Below are 17,915 nucleotides of genomic sequence, written 5' to 3'. Positions count from 1 at the left end.
TTTTGTCTCGGGCTTCCTTCAGATTCGCAGTCGCCCGCGACACCCTTGCCTTCAGCTAACACTTCCCCTTGCCGGGTGTGTAGAGGACTTTCACCTCCAAGTCGCCAGGCTCACCACCACAGTGAACCCGACAGCGCCAGTCACGGCGCTACGCGCCATGCCTGGCGCACCATAAAAAAACGCCAGCACATGGCTGGCGAAAATAGGAGCGTGAGTGGTTGCTAGGGGCGCTTATTGCCTCAGAAGTAGTAACCGATATTGGTATACAACTGGTTTTCCCAGCGTTCGCTACCGCCGGCGCCCAGGCTCTGGGTGTAGCTACCGCCACCGATGTAGGGATCGTGCTTGCCGTGCAACCACTCGACGGCGATCCATAGGTCTTTCAGCGAGAAAGATGTGCCAAGGATGAAGCGCTGGGAATCCTCGAAGCTGGACTCATCCTTGTCGAACAGGCTGTAGTTACCGTAAACCTTGACACCAGAGAGCCACCCGAGTGAGCCAGGAATGTCATAGCTGAGGTCGGCTACATAGAGGTTACCCTTGGCGGCAACGTTAAAGGTGCCGTCGAAGCTGCCGAAGCTAACCAGCTTGTCTCTGCCGGGATTCTCCGGGCTCATGTCCTGGCGAGTGGCTTGCAGTTGCACGCCCCAGGGGCCATTCTTGCCCGAGTAGTGGACTGCTAGGGCATTTCGGCGGCCGCTATCACGACTGTCCTGGTTCTGCAGCGTCGAGGTCAATGCCGAGGCGCCGATCTCCGACTGCCAGCTCCCAAGCTTTAGGTTGCGGGCCAGACGCCCGACTAAGATGTCGCGCTCGTGGTTATCGCTGCCGTCGACGACGTAGTCATCTGCCGTAGCAACACTGGTTGCATAGGTCCGCCCGCCGCGGCTTGTACCTTGACCCTGATCAGCCGGGCTTAGGTAGTAAGCGAGTTGGAAGTTCCAGTCATCCTGCTGCTGGATGTATTTAACACCAAGGTTCGCAATGTCTTCCAGGCCGATCACGCTGCCCAAGGTCAAGAAGAAAGTGCTGCCGGCATAGGGCAGCAGGCCGAACGGAATCTTGTTTAGTCCCACCTGAATCTGACGCGACTCATCGAACTTGTAGCCGATCCATGCATATTCGGCGAAGGCGATGTCACCGATCTTGTCGGTATAGTCGAAAGGGTAAGCGTCGCCATAGAAACGGTATTTAGCCGCGCCGATCCAACTATCGGAGTTGTAGGTAGCGGTGAGAAAGGCAGTATCGAAACTCAGCTTCTCGATATCCCGGTCGGGGTCGTAGTCGATACGCGCACGCACGGCGCCGCCAATGTCCAAGTTGTCATTGATAGCCACCGCACCTGCGGGTAGCGCGAGCGATGCCAACAATGGAAGTAATATGAGAGTTGCTTGTGGGTGCAGGTTGATCATTTTCATGAATTGGCTCTTAGCATTGTTAGTCTTTTTTTCAGCTACGCAGCACTAAGCCGCTGCGGTGTTGCGGCTTAGTTTTGGATCGGGTTTGGTAGCTGCAGCAAGTTGCCGGAGCCGAATACATCGGCCCGGTGGGCGCCGATATTGGTTTCAGCTGCAGCTGGTGCGGACAAACCAGCTGCGTTTGGCGCTGTTGAGTAGCAGCCAGTAGCTGGCGAACGCGCAGACAAAGGTCACCGGCGCTGAGAAGGTCGCCAGCGTTGCTCCGCCGAAATTCAGCAGCACTATCCCCAGGCCAGCGGCAAAGAACCAGGCGATCAAGCCGCACGGGTTGAAGGCGTTGACTCGTTCGAGAGCGAATTCAATATTGCCCTCGAACAGCTGGGTATATTTCGGCGAGAAAATATGCGCCAAAGCGATCGCTACCCAAGCCACTACAAAGATGCTCTGGTATGCCAGGGCTTGCAGAATGTAGCTGAACACATTGAGCAACATCATTGTGTAGACCACGATGCCAACTACTACGGCCCATGCCATATAAGGCACAGCCGCCAAGCCAAAACGGCCGAAGAACGCATGCATGTTGCTAGCGGCCATGAAGAAATTTGCGGTATTGATACGGGTCTGGCTGACCCAAACGAACAACAACCCCCAGATACCCATCAGCTCGACAATGGCCAGCACCACCGAGACCTCAGACAGGCCGCCCTCTGCGGGAATGGTGGCGGCGAGAAAGATGCCGACCAGACCGTTAATAAGAAAGGTGAAGATATAGAATGGTAGGCCGAAGTTAAATTTAGCGTGGTAGCTGGCGTCCTGCTTACGACCGAAGCGTGCGTAGTCCCAGGTGTACATCATGAGAATCCACACTCCCATGAAATAGGTGAAACAGTCCCACCAGCCATTACTTACTGGCCCGCTCTCAGGCCCCATTTCCAACCAGGCAGAACTGTAGCCGTATTCACCGACGGCCATCGCTACTACGGCAATCAGACCAATCAGGTAGAGCGGCAGCAGCACGCCATTGAACTTATCCAGCCAGGTCTGCACGCTACCGAACACCAGTGGCACGCTGTATAGCACCACTATTAGGTAGGCTTGATTGAGCGTGATGTCGGACACGTAGTGTTGGATAGCAATGGCGATCACCGAGCCTTCAAACACGCTGTAGTAGATCGCCGTGGCGAAGAAAATCAGGGTGGCCAGTGCTGCGCCGGCGCGTCCGAATAGCACCCGGGAGAAGAGTGCGACCGATAATCCGGTCTTAATGGCGTAGCGGGCAATGACCCCGTTGATGGCCGCATAAGTTACGACCGACAAGAGTAAGCCGATTATGGCATTCATCGTACCAAAGCTCATTGCCAGGGTGGCGGACACCACCAGCCAAAACATAGCACTGCAGATGGCCCACCAAGCCATCGTCAGTGAGCCTTTGCTCATGCGGTGTTCTTCCGGAACCGCGACGGTGCTGTAGTCGATACTATCGACCTGTTTTTTGATGTTTCCGGCCATGGCTCTTCTCTTGTTTTTGTAATGAGTGGAGTCATGATCATAAGTACTTCAGGCGGGCGACCACTTGCTGCTGAGCGCACTCTCTTTTGTCATACCTGAAGCTTCTTGCTCTCTGGAAGATGGCCCACCCAGACGAAACTCCTCCAGCGGAAAGCGATGAGAAAATCTCTCAGGCTGTCCAAGTCAGAATAAAAGACCTCAATGACGCTATGGCTTACATCTCTTTCCGAGAGAGCGTTATTAGCGAGCGAGTCACCTAACAACACCTACACTCAGCGTGATAGCCAGACAGACAACATAGCGCTTAAACGTTTCAAGCCAGTAGGACTACAAGCAAAGCACTCAATGACGGGCTCGAGGCCGATTCAATCTCGGCACAACCACCCTAAGCCAGCAACCAGCACTACATGCTACAAGAAGTCAAAACCGGGTACAAAACCGGGTACAAAGAATAACGAAAACAACCAGAATGCCTAAGCTCAAACGCTCAAGCATCAGACTTACCGCATAACGTGTAAGTCAAAAAATTGTCTTTCCCGCACGTCAACTCTATGTTTCAAATGCATTAGCCCTGAAACCCGCACGCCACTTGAGTATGCACGCATAGCACAATTCTATAGGTATTGCAACACATTCCTTTAGGGCTTCAGATCACTTGCTGCAACTGCGGCACGACCTCGAACAAGTCACCCACTAGACCGTAATCCGCCACCTGAAAAATCGGCGCCTCTTCGTCCTTGTTGATTGCCACGATGACCTTGGAGTCTTTCATCCCGGCCAGGTGCTGGATGGCACCGCTGATGCCGACGGCGATGTACAGCTGCGGCGCGACGATCTTGCCGGTCTGGCCAACCTGCATGTCGTTGGGCACGAAACCGGCGTCGACCGCAGCGCGCGAAGCACCGACGGCGGCGCCGAGCTTGTCGGCCAGGGCATACAGGTGCTTGAAGTTGTCGCCGTTCTGCATGCCGCGACCGCCGGAGACGACGATCTTGGCCGCGGTCAGTTCCGGACGATCGGACTTGGCCAGCGCCTCAAAGACGAAGGCCGAGATGCCGGCGTCGCCGCCAACGGCCACGGCTTCCACGACAGCACTGCCGCCTTCGCCGGCCACCGGATCGAAACCGGTGGCACGCACGGTGATCACCTTCACCGCCGCCGAAGACTGCACGGTGGCGATGGCGTTACCGGCGTAGATCGGCCGCTTGAAAGTGTCGGCGCTTTCCACGGCGATGATTTCGGAGATCTGGTCGACGTCCAGCTGGGCGGCGACGCGCGGCAGGATGTTCTTGCCGTTGCTGGTGGCGGCGGCGAGGATGTGGCTGTAACCCTTGCCCCCTGCTTCTTGAACAAGAGCAGCTACCAGCGGCGCAACGTTTTCCGGCAGCTGATGGGCGAAGGCGGCGTTGTCGGCCACCAGCACCTTGGCCACGCCGGCGAGCTTGGCAGCCGCTTCGGCGGCGGCGCCACAGGCGGCACCGGCAACCAGGAGGTGGATGTCGCCACCGATCTTCTGCGCAGCGGCCACGGTGTTGAGAGTGGCCGGCGCCAGGGCGGCATTGGTGTGTTCAGCGATAACCAGGATAGTCATTTAGATTACCTTCGCCTCGTTCTTCAGTTTCTCGACCAGTTCCGCCACCGACTTGACCTTGATGCCGGCCTGGCGGGCAGCCGGCGCTTCGACTTTCAGGGTCTTCACGGTGGACGCGGTGGCAACGCCCAGGGCGTCCGGGGTGAGCACCTCCAGCGGCTTCTTCTTGGCCTTCATGATGTTCGGCAAGGAGGCGTAGCGCGGCTCGTTCAGACGCAGGTCGGTGGTGACGATCGCCGGCAGGTTCAACGCCACGGTCTGCAGGCCGCCGTCGATCTCGCGGGTCACGTTGACCTTGTCGCCCGCCACTTCGACCTTGGAGGCGAAGGTGCCTTGGCCGAAGCCGGTCAGCGCGCCGAGCATCTGGCCGGTCTGGTTGTTGTCGCTGTCGATGGCCTGCTTGCCGAGGATCACCAGCTGCGGCTGCTCCTTGTCGACCACGGCCTTGAGCAGCTTGGCCACGGCCAGGGAGTTCAGCTCGTCAGCACCCTCTTCCTTGACAGCCTCGACCAGGATGGCGCGGTCGGCACCGAGGGCCAAAGCAGTACGCAGCTGCTCTTGCGCCGCCGTCGGGCCGATCGACACCACGACGATTTCACTGGCAACGCCCTTCTCTTTCAGGCGTACGGCTTCTTCCACGGCGATTTCGCAGAAGGGGTTCATCGACATCTTAACGTTGGCGAGATCGACGCCGCTGTTGTCCGCCTTGACGCGAACCTTGACGTTGTAATCGACCACACGCTTGATCGCTACGAGGACTTTCATAAAGGCTCCATGGGAAAAATTGCCCCGGCAAGCTGGCTGGCCGGGGCATGGCAGGTTCAGCGTTCACCAAGCTGTTCGATGATGCCTTGTGCCTTCAACTCGGCCAGGCGCTCATCATCGAGACCCAACTGGCGCTTGAGCACCTCATCGGTATGCTCACCCAGCATCGGCGCGGGGCGCAGGTACTCGACCGGTGTGCGAGACAACTTGATCGGACTGCCGACCGTGACGAAGTCGGCTTTCAAGGGATGGGGAATGTTGACCAGCATGTTGCGCGCCAGTATCTGTGGTTCGTCCAGCGCCTGGGCAATGCTGTTGATGGCCCCTACCGGTACGCCCTGCGGGTGAATGCGCCCTACCCACTCATCGGCGAGCCCTCCGAGAAAGTGACGCGACAGGATGGCAACGATCTCCTCGCGGTTGCTGACTCGGTCGGCGTTGCGCGCGAAACGCGGATCTTTCGGCAGCTCTGGCAGGCCGATGGCGTCGCACAGTGCGACGAACTGTGAGTCGTTGCCGCAGGCAATGATGAAGTCGCGATCACTGGCGCGAAACACCTGGTACGGCACAATGTTGGCGTGGGCGTTGCCATAACGCCCGGGCGGCTTGCCGGAAGCCAGATAGTTCTGGCTCTGGTTGCACAGTGTGGCGACCTGAACATCCAGCAACGCCATATCGATATGTTGACCAAGCCCGGTCTTTTCTCGGCTGAGCAGCGCAGCTTGGATAGCCACCGTCGAGTACAGGCCGGTCATCAGGTCCGCGAAGGCAACGCCTACCTTTTGCGGGCCGCCACCGGGCAGATCGTCGCGCTCGCCGGTGATGCTCATCATTCCACCCATACCCTGAATGATGAAGTCGTAACCCGGTTCTGCGGCGCGCGGCCCGGTCTGGCCGAAACCCGTCACCGAGCAATACACCAGGCGTGGATTGAGCGCAGCGAGGCTAGCGTAATCCAGCCCGTACTTGGCCAAGGAACCGGCCTTGTAGTTCTCGATCAGTACGTCGCAACTGGTAGCCAGGGCCCGCACCATTTCCTGCCCCTCGGGGCTGGCGATGTTTAGCGCCACCGACAACTTGCCGCGATTGGTGGACTGGTAATAAGAAGCCTCGCCGGTGGACTCGGCGTTCTGCCCCTTCATCCATGGCGGCCCCCAGCCACGGGTGTCATCACCCGCGCCCGGCCGTTCGATTTTGATCACTTCGGCACCCAGATCGGCCAGAGTTTGGCCGCACCAGGGACCAGCCAGAATGCGGCTCAAGTCGAGCACGCGATACCCAGTCAAAGCACCCATTTCATTTCACCTTTGCTTGCGCGCACTTACACACGCTCCATCACCATGGCGAGGCCTTGGCCCACGCCGATGCATAGGCTCACCACAGCGTAGCGTTTGCCGCTCTGTTGCAGCGCGCGAGCGGTGCTCAGGGCCAGGCGCGCACCGGATGCACCTAATGGGTGGCCGACGGCGATGGCGCCACCGTGTGGGTTTACCCGCGGGTCGTTGAACGCAACACCCAGACCTTTCAGGCAGCCCAGCACCTGGCTGGCGAACGCTTCGTTGATCTCGATAATGTCCATATCCGCCAGGCTGAGCTGCGCGCGAGCCAATGCCTTATGAATAGCCTCCACCGGGCCGACGCCCATAATGCGCGGGGCCACACCCACGGCGGCGGCCGACAGAATGCGCGCCATCGGAACCAAGCCGTGCCGTTCGCCCGCCGCGGCCGAGCCAATCAGCAATGCCGCCGCGCCATCGTTGACGCCTGATGCGTTGCCGGCGGTAACCACACCACCTTCGGAGAGAGGATTCAGGCGAGCCAAAGCGATCAGGTCCGATTGCGGGCGCGGGTGCTCGTCCTGCTCCACCACATTGGGTGGCGTCTTGCGCCCGGTGGGCACGCTGACCGCGAGCAGTTCTTCCTGAAAGAAACCTGCGCTACGTGCGGCTTCATAACGGGCCTGAGAGCCGGCAGCAAAGACGTCGGCCTCAGCACGGGAGATGCCGTACTCCTGAGCCACGTTATCGCCCGTTTGCGGCATGCTGTCGTTGCCAAACTCGGCGACGATCTTCGGGTTGGGAAAACGGGCGCCAATGGTACTGTCGAACACCGTCAGTTCGCGGCTATAGGCCGCTTCTGCTTTAGCCATGACAAAGGGTGCACGGGACATACTCTCCACCCCGCCGGCGACAAACAGTTCGCCTTCGTTACAGGTCACTGCGCGGGCGGCATCGATCACCGCCGCCAGACCACTGGCGCACAGGCGGTTAACTGTCTGCCCAGGTACGGTCACGGGCAAGCCTGCAAGCAGTGCGGCGTGACGCGCGATGTTGCGGCTGTCCTCCCCTGCCTGGTTGGTATTGCCCAGAATCACGTCCTCGATGGCTTCGCCAGGGATGGCGTGGCGAGCGAGCAATTCGTGGATCACATGGGCGGCGAGGTCGTCTGGGCGTACCGAAGCGAGTGCGCCGCCGTGGCGGCCAAATGGCGTGCGCAGTCCCGCGAAGATGTAGGCGTCGAGCATGGGAAAATCCTAGCGTTGAGGTTCAGTCGGGAGTGGTTCGTTGTGACGCAATGAAAGGCCCAAGGCGGCCCGTCGCCGCAGCCAGGGACCCGGCCGATAACGGGGATCGCCCGTCAGTTCGGTCATGCGTTCAAGAGTGGTGAGCAAACGCTTGGGCCCGACACTATCGCCCCAGGCCAGCGGACCTTGCGGATAACCAAGACCACGGCGCACGCCTTCATCCAGGTCATCGACACTGGCGATACGCTGCTGAACGATATCGCCCGCCAGGTTGACGATCATGGCCAGTACCCTTTGGGCCACAAAGCCGACACTGTCATTGATCACACTGACGCCCACGCCATCGCGGCCCAACAGCGCATGGGCGGCATCGCGCATGTCGGCATGGGTAGCGGGATTTAGCATCAGCGTGCGGTAGCGGGCGATATCCAGCAGCGGGTCGATGCACACCGTGCGCTCAGGATCGGTGCCAAACAGGCCGACGGCGCCGGTGGCATCCAGACCGTAAGGTGCCAGCAAACACAGGGCCTCGCTGCTTGGGACCGTGCCCTCTTCGACCCGCGCGCCCACCTGCTGAAGAAGCTCGGTGAAACGTGCACGATCCTCGGGGTTTTCAGTGCCAAGCCAAACCGGCGGAAATGCTTCCAGCGCAGGTACTGCCTGTGCGGCGGGTGGATCGATCATCTGGCCGTCGGCGTATCGGTAAAACCCACGCCCGACCTTGCGCCCGACGTAGCCGGCATCCAGCATCTGGCGTGTTAGCGCTGCAGGCCGATACCGCGGTTCCTGGTAGAACTGGTTGTAGATCGACTCAATGACTGGATGGGAAACATCAAGAGCCGTCAGATCAAACAGCTCCAAGGGCCCCATGCGAAAACCCAGACCCTCGCGCAGGATACGGTCTACCTCGGCGGGTTCGGCTACGCCTTCCTTGAGAATTTGCAAAGCCTCAGTGCTATATGCACGGCCGGCGTGATTGATGATGAACCCTGGTGTGTCCTTCGCCCGAATACCCCTATGCCCCATGCGGGCAGCCAGGGCTCGGAGGCTGTCGCCTACCTGCGGGTCAGTCGCCAGACCATCGATGACTTCCACCACTTTCATCAGCGGCACAGGGTTAAAAAAATGAAAGCCAGCGATGCGTTGGGGAAGTCGGCAATTGCGAGCAATGCTGGTGACGGAGAGCGATGAGGTGTTGGTAGCCAGAATGCAGTCATCGGCAACCACGGCTTCCAACTCGGCGAGCAAGCCCTGCTTGGCGTCGAGGCGCTCGATAATGGCTTCCACTACCAGGTCGACGTCGCTCAGTTCCGTAAGGGCGCTCGCCACTTGCACGCGGGAGAGCGTGGCCAGCGCATCGGCGTTGGCAATCTTGCCTTTGTCGACCAGCTTGTCCAACGTGCCTTTCAAGCTTTCGCGGGCGCCCTGCGCAGCGCCTTCGCGACTATCAAACAGCGTGACGCGAATGCCCGCCTGAGCGGCGATCTGAGCAATACCTGTACCCATGACTCCGGCGCCAACAACCGCCATCCGGTTAATTTCACGTGTCATCGCTCATTCTCCTGAGAAGATCGCTTTGCGTTTTTCCAGGAAGGCTTGAGCGCCCTCTTTCTGGTCGCTCGAATCGAATAGCAATTGGAAGGCCTTGCGCTCCAACACCAGCGCGCTCTCCAGCGGCAGGTCAGCACCGGCCAGCATCACTTCTTTGATCTGCGCGACGGCTAGCGGCGGCAAGGCGGCGATTTCAGTGGCCAGCTCTAGTGCACGGACAATGGTCTGCTCGTCGCCCACCACTTCACTCAGCATGCCCATGGCCAAGGCTTGCTGGGCCGAGACCAAGCACCCGGTAAGGGCAATGCGCATTGCCTGGAACTTGCCGACCGCGCGGATCAGACGCTGAGTACCGCCGGCGCCCGGCATCAGGCCGAGTTTGACTTCTGGCTGGCCAAAGCGCGCCGACTCGCCGGCGACGATGATGTCGCAGTGCATGGCCAGCTCACAGCCGCCGCCAAGGGCGAAACCATTCACTGCAGCGATGACCGGCTTGGGGCAGCGGGAGATGGCTTCCCACAGCAGCTCGGTATGGCGCAGGTACATTTCAATCGGGCGCGCTTGGGCAAACTCGCGGATATCGGCTCCGGCCACAAAACAGGTGTCACCGCCGGTAAGTACAATCGCCCGCACCTGCCCATTGCGAGCCAGTGCCCGAAAGTGCTCGGCGAGTTGTTCACGCACCGCGCTATTGAGCGCGTTCTTGGCTTCTGGCCGGTCGATGCGTACGACGGCAACGCCGTCTTCTCGAATTTCCAGGTTCACTACAGATTCAGGTTCGTGACTCATACCCACCTCTAAACACGTTTCGCTATACGAAATTGCATTTCGTATTTACGAGATATCATAGGTAGGGTCGCGAATTCATGTAAATCAGAAATCTGAACTATTTTATTATTTCTTTATTAATCAATATATTATCTATCTAAAAATGAGCGTTTTGCATTTCATCTCGGCTCAAATATAATTTCGCCTGACGAAACGTACTTTTATTTGCTTGCAATTTCCAAAAATGAGGTTCTACCATGGCACGCAACAAAGCGGATCAGCAGAAGGCTGAGAGCAGCACTGGAGCGGATGAAATCGCTTTACTGAAGATGGGCATGCTCGACCCGGCCAGTGCGTCGAGTGAGGACGAAACCAGCGGCCAGTTCGTGACTGCGCTGGCACGTGGGCTGGAGCTGATGCGGTGCTTTACCCCGCGCGACAACGTGCTGGGCAATCAGGAACTGGCGCGGATGACCGGGCTACCCAAGCCGACCGTGACGCGCTTGACCAACACCCTGATGCGCCTTGGCTGCCTCAAGCGTGAGGTGCACTCGGGCAAGTACCAGCTGGATGTCGGTGTGCTGGGGTTCGGCTACGCCATGCTGTCGAATCTGTCGATTCGCTCGGTGGCGCACCCGCTGATGGAAGAGCTGGCCAATCACGCTCAAGCCGCAGTGGCAATGGCGGCCCGGGATCGCCTGCAGATGGTTTACCTGGACGTCGTTCAGGGCCAAGGCAATACCACGATGCGGCGGCAGATCGGCAGCTACTTGCCACTGGCGCAAAGCTCGGCGGGACGCGCATGCCTGGCGGCGATGCCAGAGAGCGAGCGAGAGTTTCTCCTCGACCACATGCGCCAACGCGAAGCAGCACAGTGGCCGGTGATCCGCAAGGGCCTGGATCGCGCGTTTCGCGATTACACCGATTACGGCTTTTGCCTATCGATCGGCGAGTGGCACCGCGACGTCAACTCAGTCGCCGTGCCGCTGTTACACCCGCAGTTCGGGTTACTGACCTTCAACTGCGGTGGACCGAGCTTCCAGCTTCCACGGGACAAGCTCACTGACGATATCGGGCCTCGCCTGATCAACATGGTTAACAACATCGGCGCCGCCGCTCGGTAACCCTTCAGGGTGACGGTGCACCGTACTACATCGGCCCACTTCCGGGCCCAGAGGAGCGCACATGATCCGTGATACCGAAACCCTGCAGATTCTGCTGGATTCTCTTCGCCAGTTCGTCGGTGAGGTACTGATTCCTCGGGAAAACGAGGTGGCTGAAACGGATGCGATCCCTAAGGACATCGTCGATCAGATGCGCGAGATGGGCCTGTTCGGGTTAACGATTCCGGAAGCCTATGGCGGCCTGGGCGTGACTATGGAGGAAGAGGTAAACATCGCCTTCGAGTTGGGTCGCACCTCACCGGCTTTCCGTTCCTACATCGGCACCAACAACGGCATTGGCTCAATCGGCATTTTGCTTGACGGTACAGAGGAGCAGCGCAACCAGTACCTGCCGCAACTGGCAAGCGGCGAGCTGCTCAGCTCGTTCTGCCTGACCGAGCCAGATGCCGGCTCCGATGCGGGCTCGTTGAAAACCAATGCTGTGCGTGACGCTGACAGCTACATCCTCAACGGTACCAAACGTTACATCACCAACGCGCCACACGCGGGCATTTACACGGTGATGGCCCGTACCAACCCGGAAATCAAAGGCGCCTCCGGTATCAGCGCCTTTATCGTTGAGCGCGGCACACCCGGCGTGTCGCTGGGCAAGACGGACCACAAGATGGGCCACAAAGGCGCCCATACCTGCGACGTGATCTTTGAAAATGCGCGAGTGCCCGCCAGCCAGTTGATAGGCGGCGTCGAAGGCGTTGGTTTCAAGACCGCGATGAAGGTGCTGGATAAGGGCCGCCTGCATATCGCTGCACTGAGTGTCGGCGCAGCCGAACGCATGCTGGACGATGCCCTGCACTATGCGCTGGACCGCAAACAGTTCGGCCAGCCCATCGCGGAGTTCCAACTGATCCAGGCGATGCTGGCTGATAGCAAAGCCGAAATCTACGCGGCCCGCTGCATGGTGCTGGATGCCGCGCGCAAGCGCGACGAGGGCAAGAACGTCAGTACCGAAGCCTCCTGCGCGAAGATGTTCTCCACCGAGATGTGCGGTCGTGTCGCCGACCGCTGCGTGCAGATCCACGGTGGCGCCGGCTACGTCAGCGAGTACGCCATTGAGCGCTTCTACCGTGACGTGCGGCTGTTCCGTATCTACGAAGGCACCACACAGATTCAGCAGGTGGTTATCGCCCGTAACATGATCCGCGAAGCGCAGCGGTGACACGGCACCTGCTCTGACACCAGTTGGGCTCCAGTCGCGCCGAGACTCAATAGCGCCACATCCTGGCTTCAAGGTAGTTGTTCGACATGAGTGCGTGTTCCACTGGTGTGGTCCCGAAAGCCTCAGCCTGCGAGCTTCCCGTCAACCTACCCCCAGATGAACTGCGGGGTAGCTGCACGAAACTGGAATTCCAACTACGCCACAGTAGGTCGCACAGCACAGTGCAGGCGCTGCCAGCGGCAACGATGAGGCTATAGGGAAAAGTCGAGCTGGCAATACCAGCAAGATTCACCTGGCGGTGGACGCCCACGGCTTGCCCATCGAGTTTGAAATCACAGGTGGCCAAATCAATGACTGCACTCAGGCACCCGCGTTGATTTCCAAGCTCCCGGCGGCAGAAACCATCGTCGCGGATAAGGGCTATGACAGCGAGAGAATCCGGGAGCAGGTTGAGCTACAAGGGGCCAAGGCCGTGATCCCGAGAAAGCGTAACTCCGTGAAAGGCAACGCGGATCTGGACAGAGGTCTTTACCGCAATCGGCACCTGGTGGAAAACGCCTTTGCCCGGCTGAAGCATTACCGGGCGGTGGCATCTCGATTCGACAAGCTCAAGAGAAATTACGAGAGCGTGGTGGCCATGGCCTGTGCCTTCCTATGGCTACCCATGTGAAATGGCAACAGCCCCTAGCGGTACTTAGCAACTGTTGATCGCCGGTGCGCCGGTAAATGGCGGGCTGATTGGAGAAATAATTTCTACATATAGGCGATTTACAGCGTGTTTATCGCCTTCTGTATCTCTCCTATTCTCTCTCGACTGCTCTGCTGCATTGATTGGCTGAGCCCGGACTGACCGCATGGTTAGCCCTAATCGCGCTAAACCCAACCTGAATAGAGGATCACTCCATGCCCGTTGTACGAGTCAGCTGGTTCGAAGGAAAAGACCACGCCGCGAAGGAAGCTGTCGCTGCAGAAATCACCCAGAGCATCGTGAAAAACACCGGTACCGATGCCAATTACATCTACGTCATTTTTGAAGACGTGGCGCCATCGGATTGGGCCGGTGCAGGCAAGCTGTTCGGCGACGATCCGAAGAAGACCTAAGGTCATTCGGCGTTAATGGCCAGTGGGCTGCAAGGAGTGTTACATCTTCTTTGCAGCCCGGGCTTGGCTCTTTTGTGCTGGGTAGCCGGACTCCCAGTCGACCTGCTCAAACTGTTCGACCAGAAAATTGATAAATGCCCGCACCTTGGATGCCAGGTGTTTGCGGGTTGGGTAGACGGCATAAATACCCAGTTCTACCGAGCGATACTCCGGTAGCAACTCCACCAGATCACCCCGCCGAAGATCCTCACTTACCATAAAGCTTGGCTGCAGCAAAATGCCGCCAGCAGTCAACGCAATAGATCGGCATGTATCACCGTTATTGCAGCGAATGACCGAACGCGTGTTGACCTTATGCTCGCCATCGGGCCCGGTAAAACTCCATTCGTTCCCACTGGAAAAGTTGCTATAGGCAATCACCCGGTGCTCGGCCAGGTCTTGCGGCACTTCTACTGGTGCATGGCTTTTGATGTAGCTCGGGGCTGCACACAGGCGCATCCGCGTGCTGGCAAACCGGCGCCCCACCAGTGAAGAGCTTTCCAACCGGGCGATGCGCACCGCGACGTCATACCCCTCCTCCACCAAATCGACCTGGCGATCGTTCAGGCTGATATCCAGCTCAATCTTCGGGTTTTGCTCCAAAAAGGCAGTCCACAGCGGCGCCAGGTGCAACACACCAAAACTCACCGGCGCATTGACCCGCAGCACGCCGGCAGGCTCATGGTTGCCCGAAGAAACAGCGCTTTCCGCCTCCCCCATCAACGCCAGCACTTCCCGCGCTTGCTGGTAGAAAACCCGTCCTTCTTCGGTCAGTGATAAGCGTCGCGTGGTGCGTTGCAGCAGGCGTACGCCCAGGCGTTCCTCCAGCGCATTTACATGCCTGGAAACGGCGGCCTTGGACATTTCCAGCGCATCGACGGCACCGACAAAGCTGCCCTTGTCGACCACGGCGCAAAACACCTGCATCTCCAACGCGCGATCCATTATTGCCTCACTTATCGGAACTATAAGTCACATTAAATCATGTTTATCTCGTAAATCGAATCTTTAAACTGGATCCCATCACACACAGCACGAGGCAAAAGACATGAACATTACCCTTATCGGTACCGGCAACATGGGCTCGGCTTTCGCTCAACAGTTGTCCCAGTTTGGACACCATGTTCGTATCACCGGCCGTGATCTGGACAAGGCGCACGCCCTCGCCGCGCAGCATCAAAACGTCGAAGCATTCGCCGCTGATCAGGCCCTTGGCCAGAACGAAGTGGTGATCGTCGCCACTGCTTACCAGGACGCCTTAACCGCGCTGAAAAGTCTGGGCAGTCTCGAAGGCAAAGTGGTCATCGACATCACCAACCCGCTGACAGCCGACTACATGGGTCTGACCATCGGCCACAGCACCAGTGCAGCGGAGGAAATCGCCAAGGCGCTGCCAGGTGTGGAGCTGGTCAAGGGCTTCAACACCCTGTTCGCCCAAGTGCTGGCCAGCGGTCCCACATTTGCCAACGAGCAGCAAGGCAGCGTGTTCCTGGCCAGCGATAGCGCACGAGCCAAACAAACCGCCGTTGCTCTTGCGCAAAGCCTGGGTTGGAAAACCGTGGATGCCGGCGGTTTGGTAAACGCGCGTTATCTGGAAGCGTTGGCCGGGTTGAACATCTACCTCGGCTATGGCGCAGGGCTCGGCACGCAGATCGCGCCGGTCTGGCTCAATCGTTAATTCCCACTTACCCAATGCCTGGCGCCACGGCCGAAACAGCTGTGGCCCCGGGCAACCCACACTCCCCGTATTGGAAAACACCCATGACCGCCGCTAGCCGCACCCTCCCCTATGCCGCCCTGGTACTACGCCTAATCCTTGGCGTGATGTTTCTCGCTCATGGCCTGACCAAGCTGCTGGTGTTCACCCCGGCCGGCACAGCAGGTTTCTTTGAGTCCGTTGGCTTCTCCGGCTTTCTTGCCTATCCGGTCATTGCCTTTGAAGTGGTCGGCGGCCTGTTCCTGATCCTTGGTGTACTCGCTCGCTGGGTAGCGGCCCTAGCCACCGTGCAACTGCTGGTGGCAGCAAGCGTGCACTTCGGTAATGGCTGGAGCTTCACCAACGCCAATGGTGGCTGGGAATACCCGGTCTTTCTGGCATTCACTGCACTGGCCTTGGCGCTGCTGGATGACGGAGCCTTCGCCTTGAAACGTTCAGCACGTAACTAACCGCTCGCTGCTTTCGGCCAGGTTGCCTTTGCCGGGTTCTCGCCAAACTTGGCAAGGGTAAAATCCAGAAAGCTTTTCAGCCTTGGTGTCATGCCCCGGTCCGGCGTACGCAGCACATGAAAGGGTCGAGTGGGCATGGGATATCGAGGCAGTTGGACGATCTATCCGCTTGGCTTTCAAGTCTTAAATAAACAAGGTAATCCCCCGGCTTAGCCGAGGGACTCCTTGAGGTTGACCGTGTGATGCGGTCATCAGGAACCTTCTATCTCGACCAAGAGATAGGGGTACCCAATGAGAGATTACCAAAGCCTTGCTCACACGAAGTGGGACTGTAAGTACCACGTTGTATTCATCCCGAAGAGGCGTAAGAAGGCGATCTTCGGAGCGATCCGCAAGCACCTGGGGGGAGGTGCTACATGAGTTGGCGAGGCAGCGTGAGTGCCGGATCGTGGAGGGTCACTTGATGCCAGAGCCGAGCCCGAACGATAATTTCAAGATGGAGCCGGACTAATGCGACGCGTCGTTCAGCCGACGCGTATCCGGACTTTCAATCCGTAATTCACTAACCCACCGACTTCAGTCGGTGGTTGTTTAGTGCTACCACCGGCGTAGACGAACTGATGATTGATGCGCGCATCTACGACCCGACGGCGCGTTGCCGTTCGTATCAACTGGCAGCGGAATCGATTGGAGATCTGCTCACTCACTGACAGCGTGCGCGCCGGTGACCTTCAGGTCACCCGTGCGGAACACACGTGCCAGGTAGTCAAGGGTTCAGAGGATATCGTCCACCACGCCGCCATCGACCCGCAGCGCAGCGCCGCTGGTGGCTGACGCCTGGGTGGAGCAGATATAGACGACCATATTGGCGACCTCATCGACCGTGGCCGCACGTTGAATCAACGAGGTGGGACGGTGGGTCATGACGAATTCGGCAGCGACGGCCTCCAAGGATTTGCCGGAGCGGGCAGACTCTCCTTTGAGCAGCTCAGCCAAGCCATCAGACAGTGTCGGGCCTGGCAGCACGCTGTTAACGGTTACGCCGCTGCCGGCCACACGTTTGGCCAAGCCACGCGACAACGCCAGTTGCGCCGTCTTGGTTACGCCGTAATGAACCATATCGGCCGGGATATTTCGGGCTGACTCCGAGGAGATAAACACCACCCTACCCCAACCTCGTTGGACCATGGCTGGAACCAACGCGCGGCTCAGGCGAACACCGGACATTACGTTAGTTTGCCAATAGTCTTCCCAGCAGTCGTCATCGGCCTCGAAGAAATCGGCCAAACCATAGATGCCGGCGTTGTTGACCAGAATGTCGATGGTGGGAAGCGCAGCTGTAAGAACGCCAACGCCGTCGGCATTGCCCAGATCAGCCGCGACTCCGCTGAAGGTGGCCTGCGGTACCGCTTCGCTCAAACGTGCCAGGGCTTTTTCGACCGAGCTGTCACTCCGCCCGTTGATGATCACGATAGCGCCGGTGAGCGCCAGGCCATGGGCAATGGCGAAGCCGATGCCGCCTGTGGAGGCAGTAACCAAAGCGGTCTTGCCGGCAAGATTGATGTGCATGCGTATTGACCCTCTAGCGCCAGGTAGTACCCGGCAGGTTAGATCGGTTGCTGAATAGTCAGCGGTCTTGTCCGCCGGCTACTGACTGGCGGTGTCAGGTCCGGGTAAACCCATCAAACGGATTCATGTACACCGCGCCAAAGGCATCCAGGTGCTTGCGCGTCGGCGCGTCTGGGTTGCCATAAACTAGCAGGCTGGTGATTTTCACCAGCTCGAGAAACTTTTCGCCGAACGGCGCGAAGGTTTCTTCAATATGGTTAACGACAGCATCGGCACGGTAACGCTCGATAATGTGCACCTCAGTGCGAGCCTCGTTGACGCTGTATTCGTACATCAAGGTGCCAGGCTCTTCGCTCGTAGCGGCGACAATCTTGGCAACCAGCGTTTTAAATTCAGGGAAGTCTTCCGGAGCCAGGCTTAGGGTAAAAATGCTGATGACTTCGTCTTTCATGGGGCGTCCTCACAGAAGTAAATGACCAACCCCATGCGATAGATGCAGAGGGTTGCTGAGTCAGCAGCCATGCTAAGGTAGAGCAGCAAGCTGATAAACAACCTTGAAATCACAGATAGGTAG

The 17,915-nt window shown here is 58.5% G+C and carries 15 protein-coding genes and 3 pseudogenes; 7 read left to right on the top strand and 11 right to left on the bottom strand.

All coding sequences use genetic code 11. The features are described 5' to 3' along the window. Positions 1-239 precede the first annotated feature (239 nt). From ACODSV_RS03600 to ACODSV_RS03565, 8 genes are all read right to left on the bottom strand, one after another. Positions 240-1,412 (bottom strand): porin, encoded by a 1,173-nt coding sequence (locus tag ACODSV_RS03600; protein ID WP_031637015.1) that lies wholly within the window; start codon positions 1,410-1,412, stop codon positions 240-242. 153 nt (positions 1,413-1,565) lie between these two features. Next, positions 1,566-2,927: a purine-cytosine permease family protein gene (locus ACODSV_RS03595; RefSeq protein WP_033902867.1), complete on the bottom strand. Its 1,362-nt coding sequence runs from the start codon at positions 2,925-2,927 to the stop codon at positions 1,566-1,568. Between the two features lie 646 nt (positions 2,928-3,573). After that, positions 3,574-4,518, bottom strand: coding sequence for an electron transfer flavoprotein subunit alpha/FixB family protein (locus ACODSV_RS03590; protein WP_023662939.1), 945 nt, complete (start codon positions 4,516-4,518; stop codon positions 3,574-3,576). Further along, on the bottom strand, positions 4,519-5,283 hold the full coding sequence (locus ACODSV_RS03585; RefSeq protein WP_023048095.1) for an electron transfer flavoprotein subunit beta/FixA family protein: 765 nt from the start codon (positions 5,281-5,283) through the stop codon (positions 4,519-4,521). It lies immediately after the preceding gene. Positions 5,284-5,339: 56 nt separating this feature from the next. Then, positions 5,340-6,578, bottom strand: a complete 1,239-nt coding sequence (locus ACODSV_RS03580) for a CaiB/BaiF CoA transferase family protein (protein WP_023048094.1) — start codon at positions 6,576-6,578, stop codon at positions 5,340-5,342. 26 nt (positions 6,579-6,604) lie between these two features. After that, positions 6,605-7,807, bottom strand: a complete 1,203-nt coding sequence (locus tag ACODSV_RS03575) for a 3-oxoadipyl-CoA thiolase (protein ID WP_023048093.1) — start codon at positions 7,805-7,807, stop codon at positions 6,605-6,607. Between the two features lie 9 nt (positions 7,808-7,816). Further along, positions 7,817-9,358, bottom strand: coding sequence for a 3-hydroxyacyl-CoA dehydrogenase (locus tag ACODSV_RS03570; RefSeq protein ID WP_023048092.1), 1,542 nt, complete (start codon positions 9,356-9,358; stop codon positions 7,817-7,819). A gap of 3 nt (positions 9,359-9,361) precedes the next feature. Beyond that, positions 9,362-10,147 (bottom strand): enoyl-CoA hydratase, encoded by a 786-nt coding sequence (locus tag ACODSV_RS03565; protein WP_023628973.1) that lies wholly within the window; start codon positions 10,145-10,147, stop codon positions 9,362-9,364. Positions 10,148-10,383: 236 nt separating this feature from the next. Between ACODSV_RS03565 and ACODSV_RS03560 the strand changes: the two genes are divergently transcribed. From ACODSV_RS03560 to ACODSV_RS03545, 4 genes and pseudogenes are all read left to right on the top strand, one after another. Then, positions 10,384-11,250, top strand: a complete 867-nt coding sequence (locus tag ACODSV_RS03560; protein WP_023048090.1) for an IclR family transcriptional regulator — start codon at positions 10,384-10,386, stop codon at positions 11,248-11,250. Between the two features lie 61 nt (positions 11,251-11,311). Next, complete coding sequence (locus tag ACODSV_RS03555) at positions 11,312-12,466, top strand: acyl-CoA dehydrogenase family protein (protein WP_023048089.1); 1,155 nt, start codon at positions 11,312-11,314, stop codon at positions 12,464-12,466. A 214-nt stretch (positions 12,467-12,680) separates the two neighbouring features. Next, a pseudogene (locus ACODSV_RS03550) lies at positions 12,681-13,136 on the top strand (IS5 family transposase); the annotation flags it as partial. 233 nt (positions 13,137-13,369) lie between these two features. Continuing rightward, a complete protein-coding gene (locus ACODSV_RS03545) occupies positions 13,370-13,567 on the top strand; it encodes a tautomerase family protein (RefSeq protein WP_023048087.1) in 198 nt (65 codons plus the stop codon). Between the two features lie 39 nt (positions 13,568-13,606). Here ACODSV_RS03545 and ACODSV_RS03540 read toward each other — a convergent pair whose 3' ends face one another. Next, entirely contained in the window at positions 13,607-14,551 is a 945-nt protein-coding gene (locus ACODSV_RS03540; RefSeq protein WP_023048086.1) for a LysR family transcriptional regulator, read from the bottom strand. A gap of 88 nt (positions 14,552-14,639) precedes the next feature. On the opposite strand from ACODSV_RS03540, the pseudogene ACODSV_RS03535 reads away from it, so the two are divergent. The 3 genes and pseudogenes from ACODSV_RS03535 to ACODSV_RS03525 all read left to right on the top strand — a co-directional run. Next, a pseudogene (locus ACODSV_RS03535) lies at positions 14,640-15,284 on the top strand (NADPH-dependent F420 reductase); the annotation flags it as partial. Between the two features lie 83 nt (positions 15,285-15,367). Further along, complete coding sequence (locus ACODSV_RS03530; RefSeq protein ID WP_023048084.1) at positions 15,368-15,772, top strand: DoxX family protein; 405 nt, start codon at positions 15,368-15,370, stop codon at positions 15,770-15,772. A 291-nt stretch (positions 15,773-16,063) separates the two neighbouring features. Beyond that, a pseudogene (locus ACODSV_RS03525) lies at positions 16,064-16,238 on the top strand (transposase); the annotation flags it as partial. A 308-nt stretch (positions 16,239-16,546) separates the two neighbouring features. On the opposite strand, the gene ACODSV_RS03520 reads toward ACODSV_RS03525, so the two are convergent. Both ACODSV_RS03520 and ACODSV_RS03515 read right to left on the bottom strand, forming a co-directional pair. After that, a complete protein-coding gene (locus tag ACODSV_RS03520) occupies positions 16,547-17,341 on the bottom strand; it encodes an SDR family NAD(P)-dependent oxidoreductase (protein ID WP_023628975.1) in 795 nt (264 codons plus the stop codon). A gap of 94 nt (positions 17,342-17,435) precedes the next feature. Then, positions 17,436-17,792 carry a putative quinol monooxygenase gene (locus ACODSV_RS03515; protein WP_023048080.1) on the bottom strand — a complete coding sequence of 119 codons (357 nt, stop codon included), beginning with the start codon at positions 17,790-17,792 and terminating at the stop codon, positions 17,436-17,438. Positions 17,793-17,915: the final 123 nt, after the last annotated feature.

This window comes from Pseudomonas sp. FG86 (genome assembly GCF_057808775.1).
Note: the sequence above shows the minus strand (reverse complement) of the source record. Positions and strands in the feature narration are given on the sequence as shown.